Below are 13,044 nucleotides of genomic sequence, written 5' to 3' on the forward strand. Positions count from 1 at the left end.
ATCAGGACATGAGTGCTCAAGTGGCTCCCGCACGCCGGCGCGGGCTGGCCGACGAGGTCGCCGACCGCATCCGCGACGCGATCTTCGACGGGACGTACGCGCCGGGAAGCCAGCTGCGCGAGGTGGAGCTGGCGGAGGCGCTGGGTGTCAGCCGCGGGCCGGTGCGCGAGGCGCTGCTCAAGCTGGACCGCGAAGGGCTCGTCCGCGGCGAATGGCACCGGGGCACGACCGTGACGTCACTGTCCGAAGTGGACGTCGCCGAGCTGGACAGCCTGCGGGCCGCGCTGGAGCAGCTCGCCGTCGGGCTGGTGATCGACCGCGCACCCGGCCTGGCAGCGGTCGACGCCGCCGTGGCCCGCATGGAACGGGCGGCCGACGCGCACGAGCTGGTCCGCTGCGACCTCGACTTCCACGACGCGGTCTACCAGGCTGCCGGGCACCGGCGGCTGAGCGAGGCGTGGCAGGCGATCCGGTCGCAGGTGCACCTGTTCCTGCTGACCCGCATCGGCGTCGACACCGACGGCTACCTGGCGGGCATCCCCGCCGAACACCGGCAGCTCGCGGACGCGCTGCGGGCCGGTGACCGGGAGGCGGCACTCGAGCTGTTCGCGACGCACCGGCAGCACGCGTTCGACATCCTCACCGGGCGGTCTTGAGCACGCCGGCAGGTGCCGTGCCCGGTTCGCTACCGTGGTTCCGAGCACATCGTTCCGGGTTTCTGGGGTGGGGAAGATGGACTTCGACGTGGTGGTGGCCGGCGGCGGCCCGGTGGGGCTGCTGCTGGCGGGCGAGCTCCGGCTGGGCGGTGCCCGGGTGCTGGTCCTGGAGCGCGAGACGGAGACTCCGCGGGCGCGCTTCGGCTCGATGGGTGCGCGGGCGCTCAACACCCCGTCGGTGCACGCGCTGCACCTGCGTGGCCTGCTGCCCGAGGTCGAACGGGCCGCCGCGATGTGGGTCGGCCCGGCCACGCTGCCGCCACCCGGAGCCCCGGCGGGCGACAGCTTCGTCGGGCACTTCGCGGGGATCGGGATCCGGGCCGACCGGCTGCGGCCGCCCGGCCCCGGCGACGAATTCCTCGGCGCGGGCGTGATCAGCCAAGCCGACCTGGAGGAGATCCTCGGTGCGTGGGCGGGTGCCGAGGTGCGGCGCGGCGTCGCGCTGACCGGGTTCGACGCGGACGACGACGGCGTGACCGTCCACACCGGACAGGGCGCGATCCGGGCGGGCCGGCTGGTGGGTGCCGACGGCGGGCGCAGCACCGTGCGCCGCCTGGCCGGGTTCGACTTCCCGGGCGTGGACCCCGTCTTCACCGGCCGGCAGGCGATCGTCGACCTCGACGCGCCGGAGAAGCTCGTCGCGGGAGGCTGGCAGCACGGGGAGAACGGTTCGTACGTGCTCGGCGGCTGGGCCGACGGCGACGGGCCGCCGCGCGTGCACACCGTCGAGTACGAGGTGGGCGAGGACCGCGACGCACCCGTGACGGCGGAGGAAATGCAGGCCAGCCTGTGGCGGGTCAGCGGCACCGACGTCGCGGTGACGCGCGTGCACGTCGGCACGCGCTACGCGGACACGACCCGGCAGGCGACGACCTACCGGCGCGGCCGGGTGCTGCTGTGCGGCGACGCCGCCCACGTGCATTCGCCGGCCGGCGGGCAGGGCCTCAACCTGGGGATCGGCGACGCGGTCAACCTGGGGTGGAAACTCGCGCTCGTCGCGCGCGGGCTCGCCCCGGAGTCCCTTGTGGACACCTACACGCCGGAGCGGCACCCGATCGGCGAGTGGGTGCAGCGCTGGAGCCTGGCGCAGACGGCGCTGAGCGCACCGCGCGGGCCCCGGGCGGAGGCGTTGCGCGGGGTGGTGGCCGACCTGCTCGACACCCCGGACGGCGCGACCCACGTGATCACGGCCATCGGCGGCGGCTGGCAGCACTACGACATCCCGGGCGACTTCCCCCTGATCGGCCACCGGGTGCCCGACCTGGCCCTGGACGACGGAACGACACTGGCAACCCGCTTCCGCACCGGCGGCGCGGTGCTCCTGGCCGCGGAGGCGGAAGCGGCCCGGGTGGCGGCGGAGTGGGGGAGCCGGGTCCGCGTGGTGACGGCGCGGCCCCTGGCATTCCCGGACCAGCAGCTGGCGGCACTGGCCCGCCCGGACGGGTACCTGGCGTGGGCCTCGGTCGGCGAGCTGGCGGAGAAGGCCCTTCGCGAGGCGATGACGACCTGGCTCGGCCCGGCCGGGTAGGGAGCGTCGGTTTCCGACAACCGGGGAGACGGTCCGCCAGGGTGTTGACGGCGGCCCGCGCCGGCGCGGATGGTTGACCCCATGGCGACACGCATGGGCGCGCGGTTCACCGGGGACCTGGCCGAGCTGCGGTACGAACCGGTGGCCAAGCGGGTCCGCGCCGTCGCGAGTGGACGGACCTTCGCCGACTCGCGGCGCGCGGTGCTCGTCTGGGAACCGAAGCGGGTGGTGCCGTCCTACGCGTTCCCCCTTGCGGACCTCCGCGCGACCCTCACCCCGGCGGACGCCACCCCGGCGCCCGAGCACCCGGTGCAGCTGGCCGAGGGCGGTCCGCCGGTCCTCGACCCGCGGACCGCTTTCGCCGTCCACACCTGCGCGGGGGAGCCGCTGACCCTGGACGGCGACGGCGTGACCCTGCCGGGTGCGGGCTTTCGGCCCGCGGACGACGACCTCGGGCAGCACGTCGTCCTTGATTTCGCCGCGTTCGACGAGTGGCTCGAGGAGGCCGAAGCGATCGTCGGCCACCCGCGGGACCCGTTCTCGCGCATCGACGTCCGGCGCAGCGACAGCCGGGTGCGGATCGAGGTCGACGGGGTCGTCGTGGCCGACTCGACCGCGCCCCGGCTGCTGTTCGAAACCGGCATCACCGCCCGGTACTACCTGCCGCGCGAAGACGTCCGGATGGACCTGCTCACGCCGTCGGACACGCGCACCACCTGCGCCTACAAGGGACACGCGACCTACTGGTCGGTGGGCACGCACCGCGATCTCGCCTGGACCTACGACGAGCCGCTGTCCGACGTGCGCGACATCGCCGGCCACATCGCCTTCCTCACCGAACGCGTCGACGTCGTCCTGGACGGCGAGCGGCTGCCTCGGCCGGTCACGCCGTGGTCATAGCACCAGGTCGTCGAGGACGCCGATCTCCCGCACCTCGCCGGTCGACTCCAGGCGTTCCAGCGGGTCGGCGTCGGGGAGGGCGCCGAACGACAGCCCGGTCAAGCCGGCGATCCGGCGCACCGGCACCTGGTACGTGCGGTACGCGCCGTAGCTGAACTCGCCCGCCAGCTCCAGGCCGTGGATCAGCTCCTCCTGGCTCAGCAGGTACGCCGTCGCCGAGAGGGTGCCGTCGGCCTTCGCCATCGCGACGACCTTCCAGAACTGGCGCGGCAGCCGGACACCGCGGTACGGGTCGTCGTCCTCGGCGAGCACCGGTCCCGTCACCACGCTGACCCGCAGATCCGCGTTGTCGGCGTTGTTCAGCACGTAGTCCTCGAGCCCGGCCCACGTCGTCTTGTTCTGGTTGAAGTCCTCGTGCTGCGGCGAGCAGTTCGTGAAGTGGAACGTGTCGTCGTTGCCGAGCTGCGCGATCGCGGCCGTCGCGCCCCACGCCGGGTCGAGGCGGCGGACCAGGTGCCCGCGGTCGAGCGGGTTGGCCCGGTAGATCTCCTCGCCGGCCTGCTCGCCCGCGTCGACGCGCGGGTCGAGCGACCAGCGGTCCGCCTCGCGCCGCAACGGCTGACTCGTGCGCCCGTCGATGTTGACGGCCGTGAAGAACGCCAGGCGCCGCACCTTGTTCATGACGACGCTGAAGTGGTGGTACGGCAGGACGTAGGACGGCTCGCCCGCCGCCTGCCGGTTGGTGGCCGCCAGCGCGGCGAGCGTGTCGGACAGGCCCGGCAGCGGCACGGTGTGCCCGGGCAGGAAGTCCGGGTCGTAGCCCTCGCGGTTCGAGTAGTCCGGGTCGATCCGGATGCTCTCCGGCGCCGCGGGCGGTTCGGCGCGCAGCCGGATGTCGACGGGCATCGTCAGCGTCAGCACCTGCGGAGCACCGCCGGGCCGGGCCGCGGTGTCCCGTTCGGGCCGGGTGGAAAGCCGGTCGAGCAGGGCTTGGCGCGCCGGGGTGAACCGCTGTCCGCGCAGGAACTCCAGCAGCCGGCTGACCCGGATTCCCTCGTTGAGGAACCCGCCGTACTCCGCGTGGCCCTCGGCCGGGACGCTGGCGTGGTGCAGCGCCACGACCTCCCACTGGTCGTTGAAGACCGGCGAACCCGACGACCCGGGTTCGGTGTCGGTTTCGTAGTGCAGGAACCGCTCCAGGACGTCGACGATCCGGTTTTCCCGCAGCGCCACCTGTTTCTTGCCGCCGCGCGGGTGCTGGATGATCGTGACGAAGTCGCCGACGATCGCCTTGCCCTCGCTGCCGATCAGCCGGTTGAACCCGTACGGCCGCAGCTCGTCGGCGGACGCCTTGACGGCGACGAGCGCGAAGTCGAGATCCTCGTCGGCGACGAAGAACCGGTCCGGATCGAGCCCGAACGCCCGCACCGGCCGGGGCAGGCCGTCGACGCCGTCCTGGTAGTCGAACTCGATGATGCTCGACCGGGCCGTGGCCGCGTCCGGCAGCACGTGGTGGTTGGTGAGCAGCAGTTCCGGGGAGATCATCGACCCGGTGCCGTACCCGGTGAGCCGGCCGCGGCCGTCGCGGATGTTCACCCGGCCGATCGCGGCCGACGCCGTGACGCCGCCCTCGAGGTAGCCCACGCCGAGCAGGTCGTCGGTGAGCACGATCCGTTCGAGGATCACCCCGGCGTCCGCCATGGCCTTCGGGTCGCCGGCCGCGAGCGCCACCGGGTTCACCGGCCGCACGTCGGGGTAGTAGCGGCCGAGCCGGTCGATCCGGGTGGCGACGCGGCTGGGCTCGTCGGCCTCGGCGATCCCGCCGGGCGTGCGCAGCAAGGCGATCTTCGCCCGCCGCTGCCCGGCCCGCTCGGCGGCGCGCGCGGCCGTGGCTCGCTCCTGTTCGGACTGGCGATCCGTCATCACGTCCACGACGCCTCCCCGGCTTTTCGGGCGAAACACCCGTTAGTCGGACCGGAACCGGCCTCGTTACAGGAATCCTTTGGTGCGGAAAGGAATTCTTTTCCCGCCGGTTCGCGTTATTTCCCGCTCTCGCGGCGGGTCGGCGAATAACACCCGCGACGAGCCGGGGCGCGGTGATCGTCGCGTACCCCGGGGATGCGAGCATGCAGGCATGTCTTCGACCATGCGGGCCTTCGTCCTCACCGGGCCGCGGCAAGGAGCCGTCCACGAGGTCCCCGTCCCGCGGGCCGAACCGGGCGAGGTCGTCGTCGACGTCGAACGGGCCGGGGTCTGCGGTACCGACGTCGAGTTCTTCACCGGTGAGATGACCTACCTGCACCAAGGCCACTCCGCCTACCCGATGCGGCTGGGCCACGAATGGGCCGGGACGGTGTCCGCCGTCGGGGAGGGCGTCGACGACGGCTGGCTCGGACGGCGGGTCATGGGGGACACCATGCTCGGCGACCGGACCTGCCGCCGCTGCCTGCGGGGCCACCAGCACACCTGCGAGAACCGGCAGGAGGTCGGGATCCGCGGCGGCCGGCCCGGTGCGCTGGCCGAACGGCTCGCCGTCCCCGCGTGGTCGCTGCACGCGCTGCCCGGCGAGGTCGATGCCGTGCTCGGCGCGCTCGTCGAACCGGGTGGCAACGCCCTGCGCGCGGCGCGGGCCGCGGGTGCCGGCGCCGGGGACCGGGCCCTCGTGCTCGGCCCGGGCACGATCGGGCTGCTGACGGCGATGTTCCTGCGGGCCGCGGGCGCCGAGGTGCACCTGCTGGGCGTGGACGACGGCGCCTTCGCGCGCGGCCTCGGCTTCGAGCACGTCTGGACCCGCGCGACGCTCCCGGACCTGCCCTTCGACGCGGTCGTGGACGCCACCGGCGCCGCGGACCTGCCCGCGCTGGCCGTGGACCTCGTCGAACCGGCCGGCCGGGTCGTCTACATCGGACTGTCCGGCCGGCCCAGCACGCTCGACACCCGCACGCTGGTGCTGAAGGACGTCACGGCCGTCGGCGTCCTCTCCGCCTCACCGGGGCTGGCCGACACGATCGCGGCCTACGCCGGCGGCGACGTCGACCCGCGCCCGCTCGTCGGCGCGACCGTCGGGCTCGGCGAGGTCGGTGCCGTGCTCGCGGGGGAGTACCCGGCGGGCCCGAAGATCCACGTAGACCCGCGGCTTTAGCGGGGCGACGCCAGGGTCGTCGGCCGGCTGCGCCCGCGCAGGGTGACGTCCTCGGTGGCCCGCCAGCGCGCCGCTTCCGCCTCGGCCGCCGCTTCGACCGCCGTCCACGACGCCAGCAGGCGGTCCGGCGCGTTCTTGGCCAGCTCGGTCAGCCGGGCCGCTTCGTTGACCGGGTCGCCGATCACCGTGTACTCGAACCGGCGCGGGTCGCCGACGTTGCCCGCGACCGCGTCGCCGGTCGCCACGCCGATGCCCGCCGGGCCGTCCGGCACCTCGAGCGCCAGCCGGCGGGCGATGGCGCGGCCGGCGGCCAGGGCGCACGTCGCGTGGTCCGCGAGCGGCGCCGGCGCCCCGAAGACCGCCAGCGCGGCGTCGCCGACGAACTTGTTGACCAGCCCGTGGTGGCGGTCGACCTCGTCGACCACCACCGTGAAGAACCGGTTGAGCAGGCCGACGACCTCTTCGGGCGGGCGGCTCGCGGCCAGCGCCGTCGACCCGACCAGGTCGACGAACAGCACCGACACCGTGCGCACCGAGCCGCCCAGCTCGGTGCTGGTTCCGGACGTGCGCATGGCCTCGACGGCGACCTCGTGACCGACGTGCCTGCCGAACAGGTCGCGCATCCGCTCCCGCTCGGCCAGCCCGGCCGTCATGTCGTTGAACCCGGCCTGCAGCAGGCCCAGTTCGGTGCCGTCGTAGACCGGGATGGCCACGTCGAACTCGCCGGCCCGGACACGGCCCAGCGCGTCGCGGACCGACGTGATCGGGTTGACGACCGCGCGGGCGGTGAACACGGTGACCAGCAGGCCGAAGCAGAGCACGACCAGGCCGAGCGCGATGACCGACACCGCGAGCTTCGTCGTCGAGACGTCGCCGCGCACCCAGGCCAGCACCGCCGTGACGACCAGCCCGGCCACCGGCACTCCGGTGCCCAGGCACCAGAACAGCAGCATCCGCAGGTTGACGCCGCCGCTGAGCGGACGCGGCGGCGCGGTGCCGTCGAGGGCCCGCGCCGCGTACGGGCGCAGGGCGAACTCGCCGAAGAGGTAGGCGATCGCGCACACGACGACGCTCGCGAACGCGACGACGAGGAACACCGTCAGCGCGACGGCGGGTTGCCCGAGCACGGCCAGCGCGGCGAACACCACCGTCGCCACGCCCCACAGGACGGCCTGCATGAGCGTGAGCCGCAGGGGGACGCGCAGGCTGGCGATGCGCTCGGCGTCGGTCGGACGTCGTCCTTCGGCGGCCCAGCGCAGGGTCCGCAGCGCCCCGCGGGTGCCCCAGAGCGTGCCGACGACGACCGCCGAGACGACGTAGACCGGCACGGCGACCGCCATGAGCCGCACGAGGTCACCGGACATGCCCGGGGCGGGCATGAGCAGCGCCGCGAGCCCGACGACCACCAGCGCGCCGATGACGTTCGTGGCGATCAGGGTCGCGGTCAGCAGGCGCTGGACGCGGCGGCGCAGTACGGTCACGTCCTGGTCGAGGGGCCCGAGCAGCCCGGAGCCGAACGGCCCGGACCGGGCGGGGATGTCGCTTCGTGAGTGCACCGGATCCTGCCGTTCGACGCAGTTGAGTGAACGAATGTACACCGAAGCGCCGAGGTCGGGCGAGCCGGTTCACGCCGACGAGTGGTTCACGCCGAGACCGTGACGAGCGCCGCGCCCAGGAGGCCGAGATACGCGATGGCGTGGGCCCGGTCCGGGATGGCCGGCGGCCACCGCCGCAGGACCGCGATCGTCGGCAGGGACCCCGCGAGCAGCAGGCCCGCCGCCACCGGGTCGAGGGCCGCCGGGCCCGGAGCGAGCAGGTAGACGGCCGTCGCCACCACCGCGACCGGCAGGCTCAGCGGGTTGGCGAGCGCGGTCGCGTCGCGCATCGGCAGGCCGCGGCGGCGCAGCAGCGGCACGGTCAGCACGCTGCCCCCGACCCCGAGGAACGCCGCGACCGCGCCGATCCCGACTCCGCCGGCGGACGCCGTGACGCGGCCCAGCGGACGCGGTTCCCCGCCGGAGAGGAACCCCCGCCGCAGCACGCTGTCCACGATGGTCAGCGCGAGGTACGCCGTGAACAGCGCGTGCAGCAGCCCGTCCGGCACGCCCGTCGCGGCCAGCGCGCCGATGCCCGCGCCGAGGGCGATGAACCCGGTCAGCGGCCAGACGTACGCGCGGCGCAGGCGGCCCGCGCGCACCACGGTGACCGTCGCGCCGAGCGCGTTGACCAGCATCACCGCGGTGGACGTCCCGACCGCGACGTGCATCGCGCCCGTGACGGCGTAGACCACCGGCACGGTCACGAATCCGCCGCCGAAACCGAAGAGCGCGGTCGTCACGCCGGAGAGGATCCCGAGTCCGAAAAGGACGATGAAGGTGATCGGCACGTGGCTCGACGCTACCGCGCGCGCCGGTGGCAGGCATTCGCCGATCGGCCACCTTCTTCCGAATGCCGGCCACCTAGGCTCGGGTCGTGCGCAACGTCCCCCTCGACACCGTCGACGACCTCGACCGCGACGTCGTGGCCATCGGCACCGACTACCCGCCCGGCCACGTCCTGGCCGAGCACCGGCACCGGCGGGCCCAGGTGCTCTACGGCGTCACCGGGTCGATGCGGGTCGACACGGCCGACGGGGCGTGGACCGTTCCGCCGCAGCGGGCGGTGCTGATCCCCGCCGGGGTGCCGCACGCCGTGCGGATGGACGGGGTCAGCACGCGCAGCCTCTACGTCGAACCCCGTGCGGTGCCGTGGTTGCCGGCCCGCTGCCGGGTCGTCGAGGTGACCCCGCTGCTGCGTGAGCTGCTCCGCGAAGCCGTCGACGTCGAACCGCGGTACGCACCGCGCGGGCGGGACGCGGCGGTGCTGCAGCTGGCCCTGCACGAGCTGCGCCGGGCCGCGCCGCTGCCGCTCGACCTGCCGTTGCCGGCCGACCCGGCGCTGCGCCGGCTGTGCACCGGCTTCCTGGCCGAGCCGCGGATCGACGTCCGGCCGGCCGCGTGGGCCGCGCGGCTGCACGTCGCCGAGCGGACGCTGCACCGGCGGTTCCGCGCCGAGACCGGTCTCGCGCTCGCGCCGTGGCGGCGCCGGGCCTGCGTGCTGCACGCGTTGCCGCTGCTGGCGGCGGGTACCCCGGTGGCCGAGGTCGCGGCCGCCCTCGGGTACGCCGGGCCCGGTGCGTTCACGACGATGTTCCACCGCCTGCTCGGCGTCCCGCCCAGCGCGTTCCGCGGTGACTGAGCCGACGGGTGTGCACTGGACCGGGTATGTGTTACGGTTGGTAACAGTGAACTCGGGTAACACCTGACGAGGAGGTCGGCGATGACCAGCATCAGCGAACGCGAAGCGGGGGCTGTGGGGCCTTCGGACCGCGAGACGACCGCGCGCCGGCTGCTGGACTCGTCGGAGCAGCTTTCCTACGACCCCGTCAAGGAGGTCGACTGGGAGACGCCGCTGGACACGGGCTACCACGGCGCGAGCCCCGAGTGGAGCACGCTCTACGGCACGTCCTACTGGGCGGACATGACGCCGGAGCAGCAGCGCGAGCTGACCCGCCAGGAGGCGGCGTCGGTGGCCAGCACCGGCATCTGGTTCGAGATGATCCTGCAGCAGATGATCCTGCGGGACTTCTACGCGAAGGACCCGACCGACCCCGCGTTCCAGTGGGCACTGACCGAGATCGCCGACGAGTGCCGGCACTCGATCATGTTCGCCCGCGGCGCCGCCAAGCTGCGCGCGCCCGCCTACCGGCCGCGCCGGTTCGTCGTCGAGGCCGGCCGGATCTTCAAGGCGACCGCGAGCGGCGAAGCGGCCTACGCGGCGATCCTCGTGGCCGAAGAGGTCCTCGACGTCATGCAGCGCGACTGGATGCGCGACGAGCGCGTCGTCCCGTTCGTGCGCACCATCAACAACATCCACGTCGTCGAAGAGTCGCGCCACATGAAGTTCGCGCGCGAGGAGACCCGGCAGCGGCTCGAGGGCGCCGGCTGGGTGCGGCGGCAGGTCAACGCGCTGGTCGTCGCGATCGCGTCCTACGTCATCGTCGGCAGCATGTGGAACGCCAAGGTGTACGAGAACGCCGGTCTCGACGGCAAGCGCGCGCGGCGCGAGGCGAAGGCCAACGAGCACCACAAGTCGATGCTGCGCTCGAGCTGCTCCGGGCTGATGGAGTTCCTGCACTCCGCGGGGCTGCTCACCAAGCCGTCGCTGTGGTTCTACAAGCGGGCGAACCTGATCTGACATGGCGTTCGCGATCACCCAGACCTGCTGCGCCGACGCGTCCTGCGTGTCGGTCTGCCCGGTCAACTGCATCCACCCGACGCCGGACGAGCCGGACTTCGGGACGACCGACATGCTCTACGTCGACCCGGCGACCTGCATCGACTGCGGCGCCTGCGCCGACGCCTGCCCGGTCGACGCGATCTTCCCGGCCGGCGACCTGACCGGGCCGCTGCAGGTCTACGAGGAGATCAACGCCGAGTTCTACACGGGCCGGGACGTCCTCGCCGAGGCCACGGTCGCCCCGAACTTCCACCGCTGGTCGCCGCCGGCGTTCGGCCGCGTCCTGCCCAGCGACTTCGCGGCCTTGGACGTCGCGGTCGTCGGCACCGGCCCGGCCGGCATGTACGCGGTCGAGGATCTGCTGCTGCACACCAATTCCCGCGTCACGCTGATCGACCGGCTGGCGACGGCCGGCGGCCTGATCCGCTACGGCGTCGCCCCCGACCACCCGTCGACGAAGAAGATCGGCGAGACGTTCGCGCGGTTCCACGACCACCCCCGCCTGCGGCTGCGGCTCGGCGTCGAGGCCGGGCCCGAGCTGGCCGAACGGCACGACGCGGTCATCTACGCGGTGGGGGCGACGGAGGCACGGCGCCTCGGCGTCCCGGGCGAGGATCTGCGTGGCAGCCTGCCGGCCGCGACGGTGGTGGGCTGGTACAACGGCCACCCCGAGATCGCGCCCGGCGCGGTCGACCTCTCGGCCGAGCGGGTGGTCGTGGTGGGGAGCGGCAACGTCGCGCTCGACATCGCGCGCATCCTCACCGCTTCGCCGGAATCGCTGGCCGGCACGAGCATCGCGCCGGCCGCGCTGGCCCGGCTGAAGTCGAGCAAGGTCCGCGAGGTCGTGCTGCTCGCCCGGCGCGGCCCGGCGGACGCCGCGTACACGCGATCGGAACTGCTCGCCTTGGCGGCCCGCGGCGATCTCGTGGTGGACGCGCACGATCCGCGCGTCGCCGCGGAGATCGACGCCGGCGAAGGCAAGGCCGGTTTGCTGCGGGGCGTTCCGCGCGAAGAGGTCGACTGGTCTTCGCCGCCCCCGGACGGCGGGCGCCGGGTCGTCCTGCGCTTCCATTCGTCGCCGCTGGAGTTCACCGGCGACACCGAGGTCCGCGGCGTCCGCGTGACCGGCGACGTCGAGATCGTCGCCGGTCGCGTCGTGCGGGCGGCCGGGTTCCGGGGTGCCCCGGTGCCGGGCCTGCCGTTCGACGAAGCCACCGGGACGGTCCCGAACACGGCCGGCCGCGTCGAACCGGGCACCTATGTGGCCGGGTGGATCAAGCGCGGCCCGTCGGGCGGCATCGGCGCGAACAAGGCGTGCGCCCGCGAGACGGTGGGAGCGTTGTTGGAGGACGCGGTCGCCGGCCGGCTCCGGACCCGTCGGCGCGGGCTGCTCCGCCGCGCCTGAACTCAGGGCCGGTGGCTGGTGTGGGTGAACTCCACAGTGGACAGCATCGACTCGTCCGTCCTCGAGCGCTTGCGGCCGAAGGCCAGCACCTTCATCGGCTCGACCGCGAACACCACGACGTCGTGCCCGCCCTGCCGGAACCCTTCTTCGGTCGCCTCGTAGACCCAGCTGCCGTCCCACTTGGCCAGCCACGCCTCGGCGAGCCGTTCCAGCCGGTCGCGTCCGGTCACGCGCCGGGCGACCCCTTCGACCACCACGTCCAGGGCGTCGTCCCACGCGTTGCGGCCCGTGGTCAGCACGACGTTCGGGTTCGCGGTCAGGTTGAGGTACTTCTGCTCGGTCTCGCCGGTGCCGAAGTGCAGGGCGCCGTCGAGCCAGATCGCGACCAGCGGGGTCACGTGCGGACGTCCGTCGGCGCGGACTGTCGTGAGCCAGCTGATCTGGGCCGCTTCCAGGGCTTTCACGGTTTCGGCCCAGCCGGTGGCCTCGGTGCCGGGGTCGCTGAACCGTTCGTCGAGCCGGGTTTCCATGGTCACTCCGTTCGTCGGTCGCGGAAGGAAGCCGCGGCCTCGAGGCGCTCGGCGACCGTCGGGCCGTCCGGCGCCGTTCCGCGGCGGGTTCCGAGGTGGGTTTCGCGCAGTTCGTCCATGAAGGCCTCCCACAGCGGCGGACCGCCGGCGGTGAGCACCTCGGCGCGGGCCGCGTACTCGTCGGCGACGGGCAGGTGCCGGACACCCCACGCGCTGAGCTGCACGAGCACCGGCACCAGGTCGATCGCCCGCTCGGTGAGGCTGTAGGTGACCTTCTGCTTGTGCGACGGGTCGCCGGCCCGGGTCAGCAGCCCGTGCTCGACGAGCACGGCCAGCCGGTCGGCCAGCACGTTCGACGAAATCCGCTCTTCGCCGCCGAGCAGCTCCCGGAAGTGCCGGGCCCCGCCGAAGACGACGTCACGCAGGACGAGCAGCGTCCACCGGTCGCCGAAGATCTCGAGCGACAGGTTGATCGGACACCTCGACCGCGCTTCCCGCACTGCTCCCACCTCGCTGTGCTTACTCAAAAACTGGTTGCGTTACGA

The 13,044-nt window shown here is 73.4% G+C and carries 12 protein-coding genes; 7 read left to right on the forward strand and 5 right to left on the reverse strand.

Features of this window, described 5'->3' with window-relative positions; genetic code table 11:
- Positions 1-8 precede the first annotated feature (8 nt).
- The 3 genes from QSK39_RS31150 (at position 9) to QSK39_RS31160 (ending at position 3,144) form a co-directional block, all read left to right on the forward strand.
- Positions 9-656, forward strand: a complete 648-nt coding sequence (locus QSK39_RS31150; protein WP_285481417.1) for a GntR family transcriptional regulator — start codon at positions 9-11, stop codon at positions 654-656.
- Positions 657-732: 76 nt separating this feature from the next.
- Positions 733-2,244, forward strand: coding sequence for an FAD-dependent monooxygenase (locus tag QSK39_RS31155; protein ID WP_285481418.1), 1,512 nt, complete (start codon positions 733-735; stop codon positions 2,242-2,244).
- An 81-nt stretch (positions 2,245-2,325) separates the two neighbouring features.
- A complete protein-coding gene (locus tag QSK39_RS31160) occupies positions 2,326-3,144 on the forward strand; it encodes a DUF427 domain-containing protein (RefSeq protein ID WP_285481419.1) in 819 nt (272 codons plus the stop codon).
- Here QSK39_RS31160 and QSK39_RS31165 read toward each other — a convergent pair.
- The gene (locus tag QSK39_RS31165) at positions 3,139-5,067 is read right to left on the reverse strand and encodes a DNA/RNA non-specific endonuclease (RefSeq protein ID WP_285481933.1); all 1,929 of its coding nucleotides are present in this window, start codon (positions 5,065-5,067) and stop codon (positions 3,139-3,141) included. The genes QSK39_RS31160 and QSK39_RS31165 overlap by 6 nt on opposite strands.
- 211 nt (positions 5,068-5,278) lie before the next feature.
- Here QSK39_RS31165 and QSK39_RS31170 point away from each other — a divergent pair, with 211 nt between their 5' ends.
- Entirely contained in the window at positions 5,279-6,286 is a 1,008-nt protein-coding gene (locus tag QSK39_RS31170; protein ID WP_285481420.1) for a zinc-dependent alcohol dehydrogenase, read from the forward strand.
- On the opposite strand, the gene QSK39_RS31175 is transcribed toward QSK39_RS31170, so the two are convergent.
- Both QSK39_RS31175 and QSK39_RS31180 read right to left on the reverse strand, forming a co-directional pair.
- A complete protein-coding gene (locus tag QSK39_RS31175; RefSeq protein ID WP_285481421.1) occupies positions 6,283-7,842 on the reverse strand; it encodes an adenylate/guanylate cyclase domain-containing protein in 1,560 nt (519 codons plus the stop codon). The genes QSK39_RS31170 and QSK39_RS31175 overlap by 4 nt on opposite strands.
- A gap of 86 nt (positions 7,843-7,928) precedes the next feature.
- Positions 7,929-8,672, reverse strand: a complete 744-nt coding sequence (locus QSK39_RS31180) for a sulfite exporter TauE/SafE family protein (protein WP_285481422.1) — start codon at positions 8,670-8,672, stop codon at positions 7,929-7,931.
- Positions 8,673-8,758: 86 nt separating this feature from the next.
- On the opposite strand from QSK39_RS31180, the gene QSK39_RS31185 reads away from it, so the two are divergent.
- From QSK39_RS31185 to QSK39_RS31195, 3 genes are all read left to right on the forward strand, one after another.
- The gene (locus tag QSK39_RS31185; RefSeq protein ID WP_285481423.1) at positions 8,759-9,523 is read left to right on the forward strand and encodes an AraC family transcriptional regulator; all 765 of its coding nucleotides are present in this window, start codon (positions 8,759-8,761) and stop codon (positions 9,521-9,523) included.
- 81 nt (positions 9,524-9,604) lie between these two features.
- Complete coding sequence (locus QSK39_RS31190) at positions 9,605-10,522, forward strand: AurF N-oxygenase family protein (protein ID WP_285481424.1); 918 nt, start codon at positions 9,605-9,607, stop codon at positions 10,520-10,522.
- 1 nt (position 10,523) lies between these two features.
- The gene (locus QSK39_RS31195; protein ID WP_285481425.1) at positions 10,524-11,969 is read left to right on the forward strand and encodes an FAD-dependent oxidoreductase; all 1,446 of its coding nucleotides are present in this window, start codon (positions 10,524-10,526) and stop codon (positions 11,967-11,969) included.
- A 2-nt stretch (positions 11,970-11,971) separates the two neighbouring features.
- On the opposite strand, the gene QSK39_RS31200 is transcribed toward QSK39_RS31195, so the two are convergent.
- A complete protein-coding gene (locus QSK39_RS31200; RefSeq protein ID WP_285481426.1) occupies positions 11,972-12,499 on the reverse strand; it encodes a pyridoxamine 5'-phosphate oxidase family protein in 528 nt (175 codons plus the stop codon).
- Positions 12,500-12,501: 2 nt separating this feature from the next.
- Complete coding sequence (locus tag QSK39_RS31205) at positions 12,502-12,999, reverse strand: winged helix-turn-helix transcriptional regulator (RefSeq protein WP_285481427.1); 498 nt, start codon at positions 12,997-12,999, stop codon at positions 12,502-12,504.
- Between the last annotated feature and the right edge of the window lie 45 nt (positions 13,000-13,044).

This window comes from Amycolatopsis sp. NBRC 101858, from assembly GCF_030269325.1.
GTDB lineage: Bacteria > Actinomycetota > Actinomycetes > Mycobacteriales > Pseudonocardiaceae > Amycolatopsis > Amycolatopsis ponsaeliensis.